This window comes from Microbulbifer aggregans (genome assembly GCF_020524005.1).
GTDB lineage: Bacteria > Pseudomonadota > Gammaproteobacteria > Pseudomonadales > Cellvibrionaceae > Microbulbifer > Microbulbifer aggregans_A.
The window spans coordinates 844,662-864,223 of the sequence record NZ_JAIVKK010000001.1; the positions used below are offsets into that span (position 1 = coordinate 844,662).

General features: G+C 55.8%; 19 protein-coding genes. 7 read left to right on the plus strand and 12 right to left on the minus strand.

Features of this window, described 5'->3' with window-relative positions:
- Positions 1-20: 20 nt before the first annotated feature.
- Together LC093_RS03605 and LC093_RS03610 are read right to left on the minus strand one after the other, a co-directional pair.
- A complete protein-coding gene (locus tag LC093_RS03605) occupies positions 21-428 on the minus strand; it encodes a TIGR01244 family sulfur transferase (RefSeq protein ID WP_226662161.1) in 408 nt (135 codons plus the stop codon).
- Positions 429-456: 28 nt separating this feature from the next.
- Entirely contained in the window at positions 457-1,335 is an 879-nt protein-coding gene (locus tag LC093_RS03610) for an MBL fold metallo-hydrolase (RefSeq protein WP_226662163.1), read from the minus strand.
- Between the two features lie 102 nt (positions 1,336-1,437).
- On the opposite strand from LC093_RS03610, the gene LC093_RS03615 reads away from it, so the two are divergent.
- The 5 genes from LC093_RS03615 (at position 1,438) to LC093_RS03635 (ending at position 6,798) form a co-directional block, all read left to right on the plus strand.
- A complete protein-coding gene (locus LC093_RS03615) occupies positions 1,438-1,752 on the plus strand; it encodes an ArsR/SmtB family transcription factor (protein WP_226662166.1) in 315 nt (104 codons plus the stop codon).
- 9 nt (positions 1,753-1,761) lie between these two features.
- Entirely contained in the window at positions 1,762-2,196 is a 435-nt protein-coding gene (locus LC093_RS03620; RefSeq protein WP_226662170.1) for a YeeE/YedE family protein, read from the plus strand.
- Positions 2,197-2,199: 3 nt separating this feature from the next.
- The gene (locus LC093_RS03625) at positions 2,200-2,631 is read left to right on the plus strand and encodes a DUF6691 family protein (protein WP_226662172.1); all 432 of its coding nucleotides are present in this window, start codon (positions 2,200-2,202) and stop codon (positions 2,629-2,631) included.
- Between the two features lie 107 nt (positions 2,632-2,738).
- The gene (locus tag LC093_RS03630) at positions 2,739-4,472 is read left to right on the plus strand and encodes a SulP family inorganic anion transporter (RefSeq protein WP_226662176.1); all 1,734 of its coding nucleotides are present in this window, start codon (positions 2,739-2,741) and stop codon (positions 4,470-4,472) included.
- Between the two features lie 67 nt (positions 4,473-4,539).
- A complete protein-coding gene (locus LC093_RS03635; RefSeq protein ID WP_226662179.1) occupies positions 4,540-6,798 on the plus strand; it encodes an ATP-dependent helicase in 2,259 nt (752 codons plus the stop codon).
- A gap of 80 nt (positions 6,799-6,878) precedes the next feature.
- Here LC093_RS03635 and LC093_RS03640 read toward each other — a convergent pair whose 3' ends face one another.
- From LC093_RS03640 to LC093_RS03670, 7 genes are all read right to left on the minus strand, one after another.
- Positions 6,879-7,562, minus strand: a complete 684-nt coding sequence (locus LC093_RS03640) for a DUF4919 domain-containing protein (RefSeq protein ID WP_226662182.1) — start codon at positions 7,560-7,562, stop codon at positions 6,879-6,881.
- Positions 7,543-8,766, minus strand: a complete 1,224-nt coding sequence (locus tag LC093_RS03645; protein WP_226662185.1) for a patatin-like phospholipase family protein — start codon at positions 8,764-8,766, stop codon at positions 7,543-7,545. The genes LC093_RS03640 and LC093_RS03645 overlap by 20 nt, the downstream gene beginning before the upstream one ends.
- Before the next feature lie 196 nt (positions 8,767-8,962).
- Positions 8,963-9,967, minus strand: a complete 1,005-nt coding sequence (locus tag LC093_RS03650; protein ID WP_226662187.1) for a YhdH/YhfP family quinone oxidoreductase — start codon at positions 9,965-9,967, stop codon at positions 8,963-8,965.
- Between the two features lie 106 nt (positions 9,968-10,073).
- Positions 10,074-11,282: a protease SohB gene (gene sohB, locus LC093_RS03655; protein ID WP_226662190.1), complete on the minus strand. Its 1,209-nt coding sequence runs from the start codon at positions 11,280-11,282 to the stop codon at positions 10,074-10,076.
- 25 nt (positions 11,283-11,307) lie between these two features.
- Positions 11,308-11,958 carry a cation/multidrug efflux pump gene (locus tag LC093_RS03660; protein ID WP_226662192.1) on the minus strand — a complete coding sequence of 217 codons (651 nt, stop codon included), beginning with the start codon at positions 11,956-11,958 and terminating at the stop codon, positions 11,308-11,310.
- A 92-nt stretch (positions 11,959-12,050) separates the two neighbouring features.
- A complete protein-coding gene (gene nudC / locus LC093_RS03665; protein WP_226662195.1) occupies positions 12,051-12,875 on the minus strand; it encodes an NAD(+) diphosphatase in 825 nt (274 codons plus the stop codon).
- Positions 12,876-12,938: 63 nt separating this feature from the next.
- Entirely contained in the window at positions 12,939-14,636 is a 1,698-nt protein-coding gene (locus tag LC093_RS03670) for a hypothetical protein (RefSeq protein WP_226662198.1), read from the minus strand.
- 267 nt (positions 14,637-14,903) lie between these two features.
- Between LC093_RS03670 and nhaB the strand changes: the two genes are divergently transcribed.
- Entirely contained in the window at positions 14,904-16,436 is a 1,533-nt protein-coding gene (gene nhaB, locus LC093_RS03675) for a sodium/proton antiporter NhaB (RefSeq protein WP_226662200.1), read from the plus strand.
- A 108-nt stretch (positions 16,437-16,544) separates the two neighbouring features.
- Here nhaB and dnaQ read toward each other — a convergent pair whose 3' ends face one another.
- The 3 genes from dnaQ to LC093_RS03690 all read right to left on the minus strand — a co-directional run bounded on the left by dnaQ (position 16,545) and on the right by LC093_RS03690 (position 18,622).
- Entirely contained in the window at positions 16,545-17,273 is a 729-nt protein-coding gene (gene dnaQ, locus LC093_RS03680; protein WP_226662201.1) for a DNA polymerase III subunit epsilon, read from the minus strand.
- Positions 17,274-17,277: 4 nt separating this feature from the next.
- Positions 17,278-17,715, minus strand: a complete 438-nt coding sequence (rnhA, locus tag LC093_RS03685; RefSeq protein WP_226662203.1) for a ribonuclease HI — start codon at positions 17,713-17,715, stop codon at positions 17,278-17,280.
- A 118-nt stretch (positions 17,716-17,833) separates the two neighbouring features.
- Positions 17,834-18,622 carry a class I SAM-dependent methyltransferase gene (locus LC093_RS03690; RefSeq protein WP_226662205.1) on the minus strand — a complete coding sequence of 263 codons (789 nt, stop codon included), beginning with the start codon at positions 18,620-18,622 and terminating at the stop codon, positions 17,834-17,836.
- 147 nt (positions 18,623-18,769) lie between these two features.
- Between LC093_RS03690 and gloB the strand changes: the two genes are divergently transcribed.
- Positions 18,770-19,528, plus strand: a complete 759-nt coding sequence (gene gloB / locus LC093_RS03695) for a hydroxyacylglutathione hydrolase (protein WP_226662208.1) — start codon at positions 18,770-18,772, stop codon at positions 19,526-19,528.
- Positions 19,529-19,562: the final 34 nt, after the last annotated feature.

Genomic DNA, 19,562 nt, shown 5'->3' on the forward strand with positions numbered 1-19,562 from the left:
TCTTTACCGCCCGTTGTCGATCAGTAGGTCACCAGAACACCGGAAATATCGTATCCAGCCTGCGCTGCTGCTGCCTGCAACTCACGCTTGTCCGCGCCCTGAGCACAACGTGCTGCGGCCCACAGATTGCAAGAGCGATTGCCGGTACGGCAGAACGCATGGACACGCTTACCGCCATTCAGCAATTCTGCAAAGGCTTCGCTGTGTGACGGCTGCATCTGCCCCCGTGAAAAAGGGATGGCCGCAAATGCCATACCCGCATCCTTTGCCGCCTGTTCAAGCTCGGCAAAGGTCGCCAGATTTTCTGACTCGTGTTCCGGGCGATTACACACCAGCACTTCAACACCGGCATCGGCCAGAGCCTGTACTGCGCCGGGCGCCAACTCTTCGGAAACACTCACCTGCTGGTCCAGAGTTTTGAATTCCATACTGACCTCACTCATTGCTAATACGGGATCAAAGTTTGTTAACGGGTACTTTCAGATACACGGTGCCGTTGTCTTCCGCCGGTGGCATCTGGCCCGCGCGGATGTTGACCTGGATTGAAGGAATAATCAGCCGCGGCATACCCAGAGTGGCATCGCGCTCGGTGCGCATTTTTACAAACTGCTCTTCGGAAACGCCATCTTTCAAATGGATATTACTGCGCTTCTGTTCGCCGACAGTGGTTTCACACTGGTGTGGGCGACTGCCGTTCGGCGGGTAGTCGTGACACATGAACATACGTGTGTCTTCCGGCAGTTCCAGTAATTTACGTACAGAACGGTAGAGCATACGCGCATCACCACCGGGAAAATCACAACGCGCACTACCGACATCCGGCAGGAACAACGTGTCGCCTACAAACAGCGCATCACCGATGAGCCACGCCATATCCGCAGGGGTGTGGCCGGGTACATAAATAACTCGACCTTCCAGGTCGCCGATGCGGAAAGTCTCCTCTTCGGCAAACAGGTGGTCGAACTGCGACCCATCTACCAGGAACTCTTTTTCCAGGTTGAACACGCTGCGGAAAATGCCCTGCACCTGGGTGATGTGATCGCCGATACCGATCTTTCCACCCAGTTGCTCGCGGATGAAAGGGGCTGCAGACAGGTGGTCGGCGTGGGCATGGGTCTCCAGCACCCATTCGACTGTCAGGCTCTTCTCTTTCACAAAGGCGACGATTTTTTCCGCACCGTCTGTGGTGGTGCGGCCAGAGGGCTGATCGAAGTCCAGCACCGGGTCAATCACCGCAGCGCTACCGCCTTCCCGGTCATAGACCACATAACTCCAGGTTTCTGTCATCTCATCGAGGAAGGACTGTACTTGAGGAAAAACTTTGGTCTGGCTCATGGAAACCTCCCGTTTGTATTAGATCTGGATTCAATATACTTGTGGATATTATATATTTCAATATAATGTTTTCACACAGAGTGTTTGACCAGGGATCAATCCATGCCCGACACAACCGACTTTAGCCTTGAAAAGATGCGCGCCTCGGCCAGTGACGCCTCCGCTATGCTGCGCTCACTGGGCAATCAGGATCGTCTTTTATTGCTGTGCCAGCTGAGCCAGGAAGAGCTCTGCGTCAGTGATCTGGAGGAGCGACTGGATATTCGCCAACCCAGCCTGTCACAACAGCTGGGAGTGCTGCGCCGGGAGGGGTTCGTGACCACCCGCAAGGAGGGCAAGCGGGTCTACTATCGGGTAGCTGACCCGAAAGTTCTCACTCTGTTACAAACGCTCTATCAACTTTATTGCGCGGAGTAAGCTGCCACCATGACGATCGATTGGAATGCTTTCACACCCTATACCGCCCTTGGCGGCGGTGTGCTTATCGGCCTGGCAAGTGCCTGGCTCATCCTAATGAACGGACGCGTCGCCGGGATCTCCGGCATTCTCGGCGGCGTGCTTGACGGCGCCAAAGGCGACCGCGGCTGGCGAGTAGCGTTTATCCTTGGCTTGCTGGCTGGCCCGGCGATCTGGGGACTGTTTCACACGCTGCCCGCCATCGACATCCGCGCGAGCACGCCAATGCTGGTTGCGGCCGGCCTGCTGGTCGGTGTCGGCACCCGCTATGCCGCAGGCTGCACCAGCGGCCACGGCGTTTGCGGCCTGTCCCGACTCTCGCCGCGCTCCCTGGCCGCCACCATGACATTCATGGCCAGCGGGTTCGCCACCGTTTACGTTGTTCGCCACCTGCTGGGAGCCTGATCCATGAACAAGATTTCAATTTCAGCTTTTGTCTCGGGTCTGATTTTCAGCTTCGGCCTGCTGCTTTCCGGCATGGCCAACCCGGAAAAGGTACTGGGTTTCCTGGATATTATGGGCGCCTGGGACCCATCCCTGGCGCTGGTAATGGGCGGTGCCATTGCCGTAGGTCTACCTCTGTTCACGCTGGCTAAGCGTCGCCAGACATCCGTACTCGGCGCGCCGATGCAACTGCCCAGCAAGCGGGAGGTTGACCGTCGCCTTGTGCTGGGCAGCCTCGCCTTTGGTATTGGCTGGGGCCTCGCCGGCTTCTGTCCGGGTCCAGGTATTGTCGCGACCGGCGCGCTCCAGTTTGGCGCCGTGATCTTTACCCTTTCCATGGTTGCCGGCATGTGGATCTTCCACATGCTGGAGCTCCGTAAGCATTCGGCGGCATAACCCGCCACACTCCCCCTTACCCGGCCAACGGGGCTGGCGCCATCTCGGCGCCAGCGGCTATCCTGATAGAACTCCCCCATTCCCTCCGGACGCCGTCGACGCAAGCAATGCGGGTAAAGAACCTGATTCCCAAGTGGTTGCGAAACTATCGCCGCCAGCAACTGCCCGCTGATATCACCGCAGCCCTGGTGTCAGGCATGCTGGTGGTCCCCCAGGGCTTGGCCTATGCACTGCTTGCCGGTTTGCCGCCCCACGTCGGTCTCTATGCAAGTCTGCTGCCGCTTATTGCCTATGCCGTTTTCGGCAGCAGTAGCGCCATGTCGGTAGGGCCCGCGGCCGTACTCTCCCTGATGACACTGTCCGCCTTATCGCCACTGGCGGCGCCGGGAAGCCAGGAATATATTGCTGCCGCAATTATTCTCACCCTGCTCAGCGGCCTCTTTCTGTTTGTCATGGGGTTATTGAAGCTCGGCCTGTTATCCAATCTTCTGAGCCACCCAGTGATCAGTGGTTTTGTATCAGGTGCAGCAGCCCTGATTATCGTAGGCCAGCTGCCAAGCTTACTCGGCGTTGAAGCTGACGGCGGCACTGCATCCGTCAAGCTCCTGCATGTTCTCGAGCACCTGCCTCAGGCGCACCTGCCCACCATGGTTTTTGGGGTGGCCACAGCAGTCATTCTGATTTTCAGTAGAATCTGGCTGCCAATGGCGCTTTTTCGTTTGGGCACCCCAAAGCAGATTGCCCGTCTTGCGGCCAAATTGATGCCCATGCTTCTGGTACTTTGCGCCATCGCCCTGGTGCACTGGTTAAAACTCGGCGACCAACTCAAAATTGTGGGGAGCATTCCCGCCGGCTTGCCCCAGCTTACCGTGCCGGATTTAAACTGGGCCCTTATCTACAAGCTGATGCTCCCGGCACTGATTATCGCCCTGCTTGGTTTTGTCGAGAGCCTCTCCATAGCCCAGTCACTCGCCGCGCGGCGGGGTGAGCGGCTCAATGCAGATGGTGAACTTTTGGGGTTGGGTGCAGCCAATATGGCCAGTGCATTTTCTGGCGGTTTGCCGGTTGCGGGTAGTTTTTCCAGGACTGCAGTCAATGCCGAGGCCGGAGCCCGCTCTCCTCTCGCCGGGGTATTATCCGCCTTACTGATGGTCCCGATCCTGCTCTTCCTCACTGGCATGTTCAGCGAGCTGCCGCTTACGGTACTGGCCGCCATTATTATTGTCGCGGCCGCAGGCCTGTTTGATTTCAAGGGCTTTATTCACAACTGGCGCTACGACCGGACTGACGGCCTCGCCATGCTATTCACCTTTCTCGGTGTTTTGCTGTTCGGGGTAGAAGTAGGTATTGCGCTCGGTATCGGACTTTCCTTCGCGACGCTGATCTGGCGCAGCAGCCGACCTCACATTGCCGTTGTCGGCCGGGTTCCGGGCACCGAGCACTTTCGCAATGTGCTCCGCCACGATGTGGAAACCCACAAAAACCTGCTGTTTCTGCGCATCGACGAAAGCCTGTTTTTCAGCAACATCAGTGCAGTCGAAGATCGGCTGCTGATGGAGCTGAAACGACATCCTGAGACCCGTGAACTGGTACTGATTTTATCCTCGGTCAGTCGAATTGATGGCACGGCACTGGAGCGCCTGGACCAGATCAACAAAGACCTCAACAACCGCAAGATCCGACTGCACATGTCGGAAGTAAAAGGACCAGTGCTCGACCGTCTCAGTCGTTCGAAGCTGCTGGAACACCTTTCAGGCCGTATTTTTCTCTCGTCCTACATCGCAGAACTCGCACTGAGTAAAGGGGGAGAGGACTCAGGCACAGAGGAACAACCGGTATAAAAACCTGTACCCCCCGGCCCAACACTGGCAATATATACAGTATTTAAGCGAGCGGTACGGAATATCCATGTCAGGCGAAACATCCCATCTCACGGATGAACAAAGGGCCATAGCCAACCATCCGGGCGGCCATGCCAAAATCATCGCCGTCGCGGGTTCGGGAAAGACCACCGCCCTGCTCCACTACATCAAAAACCGGCTCAACGCGGGTATAGAGCCACAGCGCATTCTGGCGGTGATGTATAACCGCAGTGCGCGGGATGATTTTTACCGCCGTGTGCAAGAGCTTTGCGGGCACCAACTGCCGACTGTACAAACCTTTCACAGCCTCGGTTACCGCCTCTATCAGCAGCTGATCGCACGGGGGCAGATTGCCCCGGTCAACCTTTCCCCTTTGCCGCAGTCAGTGGTGCAACTACAAGTGTGGAAAGCCATTGAGGCCTGCGCGCCGCCTGAGGAGCTGGAAGACATTCGCGCGCGCAAGCAATCGGAAACCGAGGCTGCGGAATTCTTTATCGACTACACCAAAACCATTCTCACCGGCGACCTGAGTGCGTTTCAACAGCTCAAGCTCGGCGATGAGTACATGTACTTTCTCAAGGTATTTCGGCATTTCGAACGGTGGCGCCAGGAACAGAATGCCGTCACTTATGCAGACCTGATTTACGACCCCGCGATACTCTTTAGCCTGCGGCCGGACCTGGCTGAGCAATACGGCAGTTTTTATGAAGACATCCTCGTTGACGAGTATCAGGACATCAATGAAATACAGCACTTCCTGCTGCGCGTTTTGTACGGAAAGTCGGGCAATGTAATCGCCATCGGGGATCCGGATCAGACTATTTATGAATGGCGCGGCTCGCGCCCGGCGTTTTTGCTGAAACTGTTTGACGGGGATTTTCCACCGTCCAATGTTTATCGCCTGAGCCGAACATTCCGCTATGGCCACAGCCTGTCGCTGGCCGCCAACCACTTTATCGAGAACAACCGGGAGCGCGCTGATATTTTCTGTATATCCGGCAATCCGGAGGCGGCAACGACACTCGATCACATACAAACCGAGCAGGAAGGCAAGTGGCTGGTAGAGCACATTCGCCGATGTCAGAAACAGGGAACACCATTAAACAGCATTGCGATCCTGGTCCGACTCTGGTCACTGGCCGCGCCCCTTGAACTGGCACTGCTGGCCAACAACATTCCTTACCGCTCCGGCAGCCGTAACACCGTACTTTCCCGACGGGAGCTGCGTCCGCTGTTCTGGAGCCTGAATATCGCCGCCGGTCGATTTGCCGAACAAACACCAAAGCGCCGCAGCCAGGGGCTGTACGAGTGGTTTACGGCACCGCATATCCGTATTCCCCGCGCGATACTGACTCCCCTGTGCGATGCACTGGCCAAACTGGAGAGCGGCTGGGGCAAGGCGCTGATTCAGCATATACCCGAAGATTCCCTTAGCCAGCCGCAGTGCAAACGCCTCCGCCAGCGCGCGGAATTGCTAACACAGATTGAACAGTGGCGAGGCCTCGCCGGTGAACTCCTGCGCAGGCATATCGGCGAGCTCGACTACCTGAGCGGTATCGCAGAAGACTGTTTCAGCCGGCAGCAGGGCGAAGAACGGCAACAAACGGTCCTGGCCTTCTGCCAATACCTCGATCAGTTGCGCCTGCCGCCACGAGAGACTCTGGAGCACCTGCAGGAGTTACAGCAGCAACACCAGCAGGCCGATCGTTCTGACGAACAGGGCTCCGATGCCATCCAGATCACCACCATGCACCAGGCCAAGGGTCTGGAATGGGATCAGGTCATCATCCCGGGGCTTACTATTCACAATATGCCCTACCAGCCGCAAAGGGATTTCTCGACACCGGCGTCCACGGAAAGCGAACGGCGGCTCATGTATGTTGCCATGACCCGCGCGCGTAAACAGCTTTATCTGCTGACCCCACCCGCCGCCGCTCCTGACAGCCGGGCCCAGACAAATCGCACCCCGGTCCAGGAACAGAAGCCGTCGTTGTTTATCGAGGAAATGCAGCTCCCCCTGAGCAACCTGCTGGGAGAGAGCTTGCATGACAGACGCGACACCATCACCACTACGGTACCGGTTACCCGGCTCGGACTGCGCTATCTGGAAGCCTGCGATTACAACCCGGATATCAATGCACCCAGAGCCACCCAGCGTCGACCACAACTGGGTGAAGGTATTCGGCACCAGAAGCTGGGCCATGGGCGGGTAACCAAATGGGAAGATAATCGTGTGGAAATACTGTTCAGCGACCGGCAGACGCGCCGATTTGAGTGGGAGAAACTGGCGCAGTTTCTGATGTGACTATGCGCTGACTGTCGTGTCTGCAAGAAAAATGCACGCCCTTGGCGTGCATTTTTAAAAGAGAGCTATGTAAACGCCAGTCAATTTTCCACTTCACCATCGCGGACAAATTGCTGGCTGACATCAAAATACAGCGCGTACTCATCCCCGGACTCGGGATCACGGACCTGCATTTTGTCGTAAATACCCTGCTGGTCATACACAATAGATTGGTCCAGTACCTGCAACCCTTTCAAACGCACGAATCCACGTAACTCCGAGGTACTGATCGTACGGAACGCACTCTGCTGGCTTTTGCCATCGCCACTGTCTTCGATCGATGCCATCAGGCCTTCCACCATGTAACGGTGGCGATCTTCCTGCTCGAAAGCGCCTTCCTGGCCACTGCACACCACACCGATCATATGCGCCTCGAGGCTCATATAGTTGTATGACAGTACCTTCCCGACATTCTTGAGGCAGCCGTCAAAATCACCCTGCTCAACGGCCTTGTAGGCCTCCGGCAACCACTTCAGCTTCACCCCGCCGTATGGGTTGTACTCAGTAGACTCGACAAACGCCTGTCGCAGGCGGTTGAAGTCCAGGGTGAACGACAACTGACGGGCCTCGCTGAGTAACTGATGGTATTCGCTTTCCTGCTTATTACGCAGGACCGAACCCGTTGACTCCGATGGAGCTCCACCCTGCCCGGCACAAGCCGCCAGGATTACTGCACAGCCAACGAGGGCAAATCGCAAAGAAAAATTATTGAGGTGTATTGCCATTGCTTGCTTCCGCTGCCGGTTTTACCCGGATACCAAATAAACCTTTGTGCTCCGCTTCCACCAATTGCGTCCGCGGGCGTAGAAAGTCCCGTAACTTATCCCTCTCCCACATGGCGTCCTGATACCCCAGTTCGACCAGCTCCCCGAGGTAGGGTTTCTCGAACAAGAGATAACTGGCGGCCGAAGCGCCACCACCGGACGTTGTCGCCCCGGTCGAACGGAACAGCCAGCGCAACGCAGGGGGTAAGTAACGCACCTTGCGGCCTGCCAGCCGGTCGAGGCTCTGGCTCGGCTCGATCACCGCAGACTCCACCGGGCGCAAGGGAGACAGATCCGCCAAACCTTTGTCGTCCACCGAGTCCAGCAATAGATTGACCCTGTCGAGATGCTCAAGATCCCCCTCAAGGCTATCAATAAACGCCGCATTGAACAGCTGCCCACCAATTTGCGCCAATGAGGGCGAATGCTTGGGCACCTGTCGGCGCTTTCCCCAATGTACCGGGGAGCGGTTGTCCGACACCCCGACAACGAACACGCGGCTGGCACCCAGGTGCAGAGCCGGACTGATGGGCGCCAATTGCCGTACCGCGCCATCACCAAAATATTCATCGCCAATTTTTACGCATGGAAAAAGCGTGGGAATAGCCGCAGACGCCATCAGATGATCTGCTGTCAGCCGGGTTCGCTCCCCACAGCGACGAAAACGTCGCCACTCCTTCAGATCTTCGCTCCCCTGGAAAAAGCTGACCGACTCCCCCTGGTTGTATGACATCGCATTGACGGATACCGCACGCAGCCGCCCTTCATCCAAATTGCGCTGGATATTGGCAAAGGGAATAGTCTCGTTCACCAGCTTTCTGAGCGGACTGTTGTCAAGCAGAGCCAGGGGCTTGCGACGTGCCACACCATGATTGAAGAGCGAAAGGGTAATTGTCGACATATTACCCAGCAGACTCGTCCAGTTGCTGCGGTAAATATCATCAACGGTCAGTTCCATCCAGAGGTCGCACAGCCTGCTAACGGCCTCTTTAAAGGTACCCGGATGGGAAGCAATCAGAAGTGCGTTCACGGCACCCGCTGAGGTGCCACAGATGATTTTGAAAGGGTTGGGCTCACTGTCGGGCGTAAGCTCCGCCAACGCTTTAAGGACGCCCACCTGATAAGCCGCGCGCGCGCCGCCCCCCGACAGAACCAGGGCGCCCACATCTGCGATCTTAGGAGCTGGTGAATTCTTCGCCGACAAGGTTTGCTACCGACTCAATACAAGGAAAATAATTCTATTAATCAGAAACAGAAAGAAACGTTCAAACTCCCAGCAGGATAACGCTTGCAGGCCATTCAGCATAGCAGCCAGCCCGTAGAGTGGCCTGCCAGGGCCAAAACTCTGTCCGACTACCCGTTCACCGGCCCATATCGACCACATAGCGACCGATCCCATGCCCCCGGTGCAAGCGCGCAAGAAATTCAGGGGCTTGCTCCAGGGCGATGTCTTCCGCAATTTTTTGCAGTTGTTCGCCTATATACCAGTCGCCAGCGAGCTTGTCCCATACGGCGGTCTTTTTATCCAGCGGCAGCTCAACACTGTCAACGCCCAGCAAGCTGATGCCACGCAAAATGAAAGGGAATACATTGGCCTGGAATTGTGCCCCCGACGCCATGCCACAAGCCGCGACACCACCGCCATACGCCAACGATTTGACGACATTAAACAGTGTTTCACCGCCCACGGTGTCTACTGCCCAGGCCCACAGGGGCTTGGCAATCGCCTTGTCTGCAAAAGGCGCGAGTGTCTCACGATCCAGAACCTTCCAGGCACCGAGCGATGTCAGGAACTCGGCTGACTCCAGCTTGCCGGTCACCGCCGCGACACGAAAGCCGAGCTTGGCAAGCAGCGCAACCGCAATCGAGCCAACGCCACCAGTAGCACCTGTTACCAGCACTTCGCCATCTTCCGGGCACGCACCGGACTCCAGCAATTTTTCCACACAGAGTGCCGCGGTTAGCCCCGCAGTACCGAGAACCATCGCCTCGCGAGGTGTCAGCCCTTCCGGCAGTGGCGCAACCCATTTCGCTGGTACAGCGATCCGCTCGGCCAGGCCACCGGAGGTATTCATACCCAGGTCATAACCGGTCACCAGGACTTGCTGACCAGCGGTGAAACTCCCGGAATCATCGCGGACCACCTGCCCTACCGCATCGATACCTGGCGTATGCGGATATTCCCGAGTGACAGCCCTGTTGCCAAATGCAGACAAAGCGTCTTTATAATTGAGAGAAGAGTGGGAAACCGCAATCAATACCGGGTTTTCAGGTAGAGAGTCCAGAGTGCGCTCGACAATGATCTGGTCATATTTGCCCGGCGCGACTTCCTCAACCTGCATTGCCCTAAAGTGCTCTTCAGTCATAGCTCTCGCCCATTGAACAATTTTCGACAGCTCCTGTATCAACAAAAGCTACCGACAGTTCTTCCTCCACGCCGCCAATCAAAATTGGCAACGCCTTCACCAATTACTAAGCCTGATGGCGCCAGGCGGCCAAACGGGAAAACAAGCGGGACAGCGCAGATTCCACACTGACCTGAGCTGCAATACCGATTTTCTTGGCAATATTCTGACGCTCTTTGTATTCAACCTGATACAGATCGGCCTGCTCCGCACGTGCCGTCAGATATTCGTCAGACGTCTTGAGCTCATCAATCAAGCTCAAATCCAGAGCCCGCTGCCCGAACCACACTTCCCCGGTTGCCACCTTGGCGATGTCAAGCTTGGGACGGTACTCAGCCACAAAATGCTGAAACAGGGTGTGGATCTCTTCCAGATCACTCTGGAATTTTTCTTTACCTTCCGGCGTATTCTCACCAAACATGGTGACCGTGCGCTTGTATTCTCCGGCGGTAAACAGCTCGAAATCAACGTTATTTCGTTCCAGCAGGCGGTGGAAATTAGGCAACTGTGCAACCACACCGATAGAACCCAGCATAGCGAAGGGCGCAGCAAGAATACGGTCTGCTACACAAGCCATCATGTATCCACCGCTCGCTGCCACCTTGTCCACCACGATCGTCAGGTGCACACCGGCCCCGCGCACACGGGCCAGCTGACTCGCGGCCAAACCGTAATTGGCCACCATACCGCCCGGGCTTTCGAGGCAGACCACCACTTCATCGGTTTTTTCCGCAATCTGCAGTATCGCAGTGATCTCTTCGCGGAGGTTACTGAGTGCACTGGCTTTAATATCGCCCTCGAAATGCACTACAAAAACGCGCTTGCGGCCCGGCTCCCCGGCACCCAACAAGTTTTTTTCTTCACCCTCATGTAGCGCCGGGGATTGCCCCACTTCCGCATCAGCTTCAGCCTGCTCTGGCACTGCACCAGCAGTGGATTCTGCAACGGACGCGCCCTTGCCTGCTTTTTTCCTTTCCCTTTCTGCAGCCTTCCATTCGGCCTTTCGCTGTTTCGCCTGAGCCTTTTCCTTTGCTTTCTTTTCTTTGGCTATCAGCTTATGGCGATGTGCAAACTCTCCGCTGTCCATCACTGCTTCGAGTAATGTTTCCTTCATCTCCTCGAATCGGTCATTGAGACGCGAAACCGTAATGTGCCCCGGCTGGCGGTCTTTCATATGGGATCGATTAGCAACGACAAAGCCAACCACCACCAAAATTGCGACAACAATGGTGACTACCTTGGCCAAAAACAGGCCGTATTCACTGAGAAACTCCACTCATCCCCCAAAAATCGAAATTAAATTATTGCCACTCATTCAGCGCAGTTTGCGCCTGCTGATTGAGTGGTTTCGCCAGCAAGCCTGTATGAGTGATACGAACTTCGTATACCGCACCATCCTGCATCGGTAAAAAGGTTGCACTACCATAAACAGCGTCTACCACAGGCAGCCTGCCACCCATATCTCGCAGCGCGCCCCATACATCTACGCCGTGCCCACTCTCTGCAAGTGCGTATACTGAGCGCTCTCTATTGCGTTCATCCTGCAACGTCAGGTAGCGGCCGCTCAGCCGATCCAGGCGGTAGGCAGGTTCAATTCCCCAACGTGCAAGCGCGCCCTTCCACTTCAGCATGCGGGCGTCCAGCTGCCACTGATCACCATAAAGCTCGAATTCCCGGGCCAGACCGTCTTCATCCGCAAGCTTGACCATGAAGTGCTGTTCACCTAGGCGCTCGAAAGAAATCGTACCCACACTGTGTTCATTTCCAAGGTTGCGATAGCTATACACATCCAGTGCAACCAGTACGATCAGCAGCGCACCGGCAAGCAATACCAACCCGATGGATCCACGCAGGAACCCCAGAAACCAACTGCCGCTCAACAGCACCTTGCCGCCCCAAAAAACGAGCAACAGAGCAATAAAAGCAATTAAAAAGGTAATGGCGATATACATTGTCGTATCAACCCCCGTCTATCTTTCCCCCAGCGTTGACGCTGAAGATTCTCATCGTACTCTATGGTTGGGGGCCGCGCCCCAATCCCGTTTTACTTTTCGGCCTTTTCACTCTGCGATTCCAGCGCGAAGGTGCGGATCAACTGCCCGGAAAGCGTCTGCTCCGGCGGGATAGCATCAGGCAAGCTGTCTCGCCGAAACCAGCGGGCATCCTGGATTTCTGATGGGTCAGGACGCAATTCACCAGAAGTGACCTCTGCCAGAAACCCGATCATCAATTGACCAGGAAATGGCCAGGATTGACTCCCGACGTAGCGCAGGCGCCCAACCTCCAGCCCAACCTCTTCCCTGACTTCTCTGGCCAAGGCCTGCTCGGCGTTTTCACCCGGCTCAATAAATCCCGCGAGCGCTGTAAACATGGCATGGCGATGGTGCGTATGCTGAGCGAGCAGGCATTCATCCCCTCTGGTCAACAACATGATGACACAGGGGGAAATCCTCGGATACACGGTAAATTCGCACTGATGGCAAACCCGTGCACGGTCACTTGAATGGTATTCGGTTTCGCCGCCGCAGCGCCCGCAGTAACGATGATCCACATCCCAGGCAATGACCTGCATAGCGCGCCCTGCCAGAAAGAATTCGCTATCGCTCACACGCCCCAGCAGGCTTCGCAATGACCGCCATTCAGCGCCTGCCACGGGCACCTTTTGGGGATAGCTGTGAGTACCGCAGGCGGCCCCCATCCAGTCCCCCAGATAGTGGCTACTTAGTGAGTTACTCGCGTCCAGGCCGGGGGGCAAGCTCGCAAATATAAACTCTTCCCCATTGCAGAGGATTTCCCCCTCTGCAATCAGGATATGCTGATGCAGACTTGGCACTGGCCAAGCCTTACCGGCAGCCTGAAACTCGGTCATGGTGGCGCTGTACTCCCGCTGACACCCGCTTTCAATTCGTTATCAATAACCGCAGTACCTGTATCAGGCAACTTCAACCGGGTAGCCCAGTGCTTCCAGGCTCTCAACTGCCAGATCGAGTGACTGCATATCCACCTTCCGGTCCAATTTGACCTCGCCCAAGTAGTATTCGAGGCTGATTATTGCATCGGCAAAATTTTCCAACAGCTGATCCACCCCGGGCGCGACCGTTTTCTGATCAATAACTGCCTCTACAAAGTGGACCAGACGCTCAACGACTGCCGCCGCTCGCTTCAGGCTCAACACAATCAAACCGCCACGAACACTGTTCAGTGTTGTTGCCACATTGCGGATATGGCCATGATCGAATCCGGATTCAGCATACGAAGCCAGCGCCCGCTTGATCAGCGACAGCCCGGCTTCCGCTTCTTTGAGCACGGCCAATTCCGCTTCAGCCAGCTGACTATGCTCCAAAACGATATCCGCGTGACCGGATTCATCGACGTCGATACTGGAACTTTGGCGCAGCGCGCGGATTGTGCTGTCGACAGCCAGCACCTGACTGGTCAGCTGCTGCAACGCCTGTTCTGCCTGCTGACCGCCGGCGGAAGCCATACTCTGGTACTGAGAAGTCGCAGTACTAAGACCGTCGCCAATCCGTTTGAAATTCAGTAGGTGGAGCGTATTGGCAATACGACGAAGCGTGTCAGCCAGACCACCGTCCTCGGCGAGACCGGATGCCCCAATCACCTCCGCGTCGTCCAGCATCCGACGAACACCGGACAACTCTTCATCCAGCGCATTGGCGACTGCCGCAATCGCAGTAGCACCGGGCCCACCCAGACTAGCGCGATCGCGCTCCAGTTCCGGTTCGCGATAAGACAGCTCCCGCACACTGAAGGCCTGCAGCAGTTTTGCGCCCTGGCCGCCGGCTCCGGAGAGCGCCAGCCAGTACAGGCATTCCTTTATTAATACCGGCGGTGCAGGCTGATCCAGCGCAACGTCGCCGTCTCGGCTGATAGTACGCAGGCGGCGATCCAGCATACTTAGCACCATTACCCGGGAGCGATTAATAAGCATTTCCCGTTCGGCCATGCCATTGAGGGCGGCACCCGCGACGGACCAGAGTTTGCCATTCGGCCGCCCGGCAGCGACGCTGGCGATCCGCTGCAATGCCCGCGCCATCATGGTGTACGCAGGACGACGCGGTTTGCCCTTCAGCAAGGCCAGCAGCCCGACCTGATACATGTGACGGAACCGCCGCACGAACGACTTGAGATCTTCAGACATTACCGCCGAAGAAACGGCACCGGGAACCGAAGCCTCCGGCCGACAACGCAAGAAATGGCTTTCCGGCACGGGTGCCTGGGCCCGTGCCAGGCGCAAGCTATTGATGTAGGGAATCAGCAGCTCGGGCCGGGCCGTAACACGATTTTGTACAAAGTCGAGGTAGCGCGTGAGCACATAAAAGGCAGTACCCACGGCCTCCAACAATTCGTCAGGCGATGGTTGCCGGTCCTGCAGAACATCCCCCATCGCAGTGAGCATTTCCTGAGCAAGCAGGTCTGCAGCCTTTAGCTGAACCATCTGCAGAACGCCAGCAACCTGTCGCAATCCCTGGATACACTGCTCCAATGCGGCCTTGTTTGCATGATCTGCTGCGAACTGATCGAGGTGGCCGGTTGCGTTTTCGATACTCGCAATCAACTCTTCTTTGACAAGGCTGACAGATGTCAGATTTATTTCGCGCAATTCCGTCATTGCTACACCACTGCAATTATCTTGTTATGTATCCCGTAGTAATCGTAAGCGCATGTCGCCCGAATTAGCCTGGAACGGGGCAATTTATACCAAACTGTGAAAGAGTCCACCTTTCTATAAAGGATTTCCATCGATCAATCGACAAAACCAATTCATAAGGCCTGCCTTATAAAATGAATTGAATTTTTACCGAGAACTGGGTAGCGTTTATTGGCTTGAAGACTGCGACACGTGCGGGCTCACAAAAAGTCAAGGAAGTTTCCAATAATGAATGCTATTAATCACAGCATACCAGCAACCGGCACAGGCTTTGGTCGCGCTTTTACCGAAAACTTTTTGGGGGAAGCACCGAGCTGGTACAAGCTCACCATTGCCGCTTTTTTGATCATCAACCCGGTCCTACTCTATACTACCACACCATTTTTTACTGGCTGGGTACTGATCGCCGAGTTCATTTTCACCCTGGCAATGGCCCTTAAGTGCTACCCCCTCCAGCCCGGTGGCCTCCTGGCCATTGAGGCGGTCCTGCTCGGCATGACCAGCAGCGATGCGGTATACCATGAGGTGACTGAAAATATTGAAGTGATCCTCCTGCTGATGTTCATGGTTGCAGGCATCTACTTCATGAAGAAGCTATTGCTTCACGTATTTACCAAGCTTCTGATCACCGTTCGCTCCAAAACTGCCCTGTCCCTGCTATTTTGCGGTGTCTCAGCAGTACTTTCGGCATTCCTTGATGCCCTTACCGTTACAGCGGTATTGATCAGCGTGGCAGTTGGCTTCTACGCTGTATACCACAAAGTGGCCTCCAACAAGCAAACCCATCCGGAACACGACCACTCATCGGACGATCATGTTGTCGAATACCATCGTACCGACCTGGACCAGTTTCGTGCATTTCTGCGTAGCCTGATCATGCATGGCGCGGTGGGTACCGCGCTGGGCGGAGTGTGCACCCTCGTAGGCGAGCCCCAAAACCTGCTGATCGCAGAAAAGGCCGGCTGGCACTTCGCAGACTTCTTCCTGCGCATGGCACCGGTAACCATGCCCGCATTTGCGGCAGGACTGCTGACCTGCATCCTGCTCGAGAAAACCGGCTCTTTTGGCTACGGTGCAAAATTGCCTACCGCAGTTCGGGAAGTGCTCGCGAACTTTGCCGCTGAAGAAGAGCAGAAGCGCACCCAGCGGGATGTTATCGAGCTTTGTATTCAAGGCACCGTTGCTGTAATCCTGGTACTTGCCCTCGCCTTTCACGTAGCGGAAGTCGGCATGATCGGCCTCATGGTTATCGTCCTTTTAACCGCATTTAACGGCGTGATCCAGGAAGCCCGTATCGGGCACGCATTTGAAGAAGCCCTGCCGTTTACGGCTCTGCTGGTGGTGTTCTTCGCGATCGTCGCGGTCATTCACGAACAGCACCTGTTCGAACCGGTCACAAATTTTGTACTGAGTCTGGAGCCAGAACAGCAGCCAGGCATGCTATTTCTAGCCAATGGCATTTTGTCGATGATCAGCGACAATGTTTTCGTAGCTACCGTGTACATCAATGAAGTGAAGGCTGCCTTTACCACCGGGGAAATCACTCGCGAGCATTTCGAGAAACTCGCCATTGCCATCAACACCGGCACTAACCTGCCAAGCGTGGCCACACCCAATGGACAGGCTGCGTTTCTGTTTCTGCTGACATCCGCACTGGCGCCACTCATCCGACTATCTTACGGCCGGATGGTGATCATGGCTCTCCCCTACACCGTTGTGCTGAGTATCGTTGCACTGGCTTGCGTGGTGTACGCACTTTAACCTGCGGCGAACACACAGGAACACGAGCATTAAAAAAGGGGCCTGAAAGCCCCTTTTTTATTACCTGCCACTTTTTTACCTGCCGCACCGGCAACAATCAAACGCCTGCTACCAGAAATGCTTGCCGGCCGACTTCTCCAGCAGCGCTAACATATCTTCATGTGCGCTCAGCTCATCAGCGGAAGCACGCACGACATTCAAAGCTGCCCGATTCACGGAAAGACGGCGAATGACGCCCGCTTCTGACTGCTGTTGCCCCTCACCCTCTTTTTCATTGTCACCACTGCCATCACTGCCGGCTAATGCCAGGTCGGTTTGACCACCGGTCATTACCAGATAGACGTCGGCGAGAATCTCAGCATCCAGCAAAGCGCCGTGCAAATCCCGCTGCGAGTTATCAACGAAATAACGCTTGCAGAGCGCATCCAGGTTGTTCTTCTGCCCCGGATGCTTCTCCCTTGCCAGCGCCAGGGTATCCAACACTCCACAATGGGCGGCAACAGACTTCCAGCGAGCGCTGCGCAAGCGCTTCAACTCGGCATCGATAAAGCCCACGTCGAACGCCGCGTTGTGAATCACAAGCTCAGCGCCCTCGCAAAATGCCATAAACTCGTCCGCGATCTTTGCGAACACGGGCTTATCCACCAGGAACTCGTTGGTGATACCGTGCACTTCGATCGCACCGTTATCCACCTCCCGCTCGGGGTTTATGTACTGGTGATAGTGTCGACCGGTAAGTTTGCGGTTGATCAACTCGACACAACCGATCTCAATAATTCGATGACCTGACTTCGGATCCAGGCCCGTTGTTTCCGTATCTAGAACAACCTGACGCACAACGTCACTCCCCCAATGTATCTATTCCGAGATTGGCCAGCGCATCAGCGCGCTCATTACCGGGGTCGCCGGCATGGCCCTTGACCCAGTGCCAGTGCACTTCGTGATGACCGATCGCGGCATCCAGCGTTTGCCACAAGTCCGCGTTCTTTACCGGTTTTTTATTGGAAGTTTTCCAACCATTTTTCTTCCAGTTGTGAATCCAGCCTGTAATACCCTGCCTCACATACTGGGAGTCGGTATGAAGGTCTACCCGGCAATGCTGCTTCAGCGCCTCAAGCGCCTGAATCGCCGCCATGAGTTCCATTCGATTATTGGTAGTAAGGGCCTCACCACCGTAGATTTCCTTTTCCGCATCACCACTCATCAGCAGCGCACCCCAACCACCTGGACCGGGATTACCGCGGCAAGCGCCATCGGTATAGATCGTAACTTGTTTCAAATCTGGCTCTTGGATTCTTCTGGATTTATATCGGGTAGCCTCAGCGCCGCCCGCTGTCACATCTCGCGATGCAACCGTAGCATTTAACGGCTTGGTGCAGGGCCTCTACAGGAGGAGATCAATCCCGACGATGACGATCCCTGGCAGCAACACGCGGTGTACTGGACACTGCAGTCAAAGCCGGCCGCTTATCGCCGCTCCAATTGATCTTGATGGTGCGCATATGCACCACTTCTTTGCGCGCGACTATGATGTAAAAGCCCCCCCACGGCAAGTGCCAGCGAGTACCTGCCCTCTCCATCCAGGCAGTCTTGGCCAGCAGCTCACGCTGCTGAATAGGCAGTCGAAAAAAGCCCCGCTCCACTGTTCCGGCCTGCAAATCCAGCAAGTTCATCCAGTCTGCCAACCGCGCAGCACGAAGCTGATTTCCTCGCTGATAGGGACTGGCGGACCGAAACAGGCGCGAAAGCCCCAGCAGGGAAAAGGGGTTGAAGCCAATGAGCACTAAATGGCCACCCGGTATCAGCACCCGGGCGGCCTCTCTCAATACTTGATGCGGATGGGGGGCAAAATCGAGCATGTGATGCAGCAGCACGACATCGATAGACTCGGATGGCAATGGCAATTGCTCAAACTCTACAATTGCAGCACCCTCGTGCTCGCAGGGACTCAAGCGAAATCGGTGATTAATTCGGCTGCATGCCGCAAAATCCACCTGCGGCGCGACACTGGCCTGCATCAGGTGATAACCGAACAGCCGCTCAACCAGTGGCTGGGCAAGGGCCAGCTGCTGAGACAGGAGCTCTTCCCCGAGAGCACTGGAAAACCAGTCGGCCAGTGCCGGAGACGCCTGCTCCAAAGAGGGCAACTCTTCGCGACGGCGACCAAACCACGCTTTGCGTTCCATAGGCCTCCCTTGGGATACTTTCCTGTGCTCGTATTAGCCTTTCAGGTGGAACCATATCATCCAATGGGCCTACCTTCACTGCCAGCTTGCTATGTTAAGGTTGCCCTAAAACTTCACAACCTCACCCTAGAGTAACGGCCCGTTTCGATGATCACAATCAGCCCAATCCCGGCATTTAATGACAACTATATCTGGCGCCTGACGCGGGGGCGCGAACACTGGGTCGTGGATCCCGGCGACGCCAAGCCAGTAGTCGCGGCCCTGGGCCACGAAACCCTAAGTGGCATACTGGTAACCCACCACCACTTTGACCACACCGGCGGCATCTCTGCACTCATCGACAAGTACAACTGCCCGGTGATCGGCCCCCAATCCATCGACGGGGTCACCCAGCCCGTTCAGGGTGGCGGTAATTTCTCAATATTGGGCGTCGAGGCATCTGTTGTTTCTGTTCCCGGGCACACACTCGACCATATTGCCTATATCGTACGCGAATCAGGGAAAACACACCTGTTTTGTGGTGATACCCTTTTCGCCGCAGGCTGCGGGCGTCTATTTGAAGGCTCCCCCGACCAGATGTACCAATCCCTTGGCAAGCTGACTCAGCTACCGGACGACACCCTGATCTACTGCGCACACGAGTACACCCTGGCAAACCTCCATTTTGCCGCCTCAGTAGAACCCGGAAATACCGCGATCCTCCAGCGCCAGAACGCAGCACAGGCACTACGCGACCAGCAAAAACCCACCCTGCCATCCAATATGCAGCTGGAAAAGGAAACAAACCCGTTTCTTCGCTGCAATCAGGGTGAAGTGCGTGTGCAGGCAGAGTTACATGGAGCCGCCAAACAATCATCACCTGTCGAAATTTTCGCCACTTTACGCCACTGGAAGGATACTTTTTGACCAAATCGCATTGACCGGAACCAACGCTCCTCTT

What these genes read in the sequence shown, in the direction of transcription:
- gloB (WP_226662208.1), top strand. Translation starts at nt 18,770, where the DNA reads ATGATCACAATCAGCCCAATCCCGGCATTTAATGACAACTATATCTGG.
- LC093_RS03660 (WP_226662192.1), bottom strand. Translation starts at nt 11,958, where the DNA reads ATGTATATCGCCATTACCTTTTTAATTGCTTTTATTGCTCTGTTGCTC.
- LC093_RS03615 (WP_226662166.1), top strand. Translation starts at nt 1,438, where the DNA reads ATGCCCGACACAACCGACTTTAGCCTTGAAAAGATGCGCGCCTCGGCC.
- LC093_RS03635 (WP_226662179.1), top strand. Translation starts at nt 4,540, where the DNA reads ATGTCAGGCGAAACATCCCATCTCACGGATGAACAAAGGGCCATAGCC.
- LC093_RS03625 (WP_226662172.1), top strand. Translation starts at nt 2,200, where the DNA reads ATGAACAAGATTTCAATTTCAGCTTTTGTCTCGGGTCTGATTTTCAGC.
- LC093_RS03690 (WP_226662205.1), bottom strand. Translation starts at nt 18,622, where the DNA reads ATGGAACGCAAAGCGTGGTTTGGTCGCCGTCGCGAAGAGTTGCCCTCT.
- LC093_RS03605 (WP_226662161.1), bottom strand. Translation starts at nt 428, where the DNA reads ATGGAATTCAAAACTCTGGACCAGCAGGTGAGTGTTTCCGAAGAGTTG.
- LC093_RS03610 (WP_226662163.1), bottom strand. Translation starts at nt 1,335, where the DNA reads ATGAGCCAGACCAAAGTTTTTCCTCAAGTACAGTCCTTCCTCGATGAG.
- LC093_RS03620 (WP_226662170.1), top strand. Translation starts at nt 1,762, where the DNA reads ATGACGATCGATTGGAATGCTTTCACACCCTATACCGCCCTTGGCGGC.
- LC093_RS03640 (WP_226662182.1), bottom strand. Translation starts at nt 7,562, where the DNA reads ATGGCAATACACCTCAATAATTTTTCTTTGCGATTTGCCCTCGTTGGC.
- nudC (WP_226662195.1), bottom strand. Translation starts at nt 12,875, where the DNA reads ATGACCGAGTTTCAGGCTGCCGGTAAGGCTTGGCCAGTGCCAAGTCTG.
- nhaB (WP_226662200.1), top strand. Translation starts at nt 14,904, where the DNA reads ATGAATGCTATTAATCACAGCATACCAGCAACCGGCACAGGCTTTGGT.
- LC093_RS03650 (WP_226662187.1), bottom strand. Translation starts at nt 9,967, where the DNA reads ATGACTGAAGAGCACTTTAGGGCAATGCAGGTTGAGGAAGTCGCGCCG.
- LC093_RS03670 (WP_226662198.1), bottom strand. Translation starts at nt 14,636, where the DNA reads ATGACGGAATTGCGCGAAATAAATCTGACATCTGTCAGCCTTGTCAAA.
- LC093_RS03630 (WP_226662176.1), top strand. Translation starts at nt 2,739, where the DNA reads ATGCGGGTAAAGAACCTGATTCCCAAGTGGTTGCGAAACTATCGCCGC.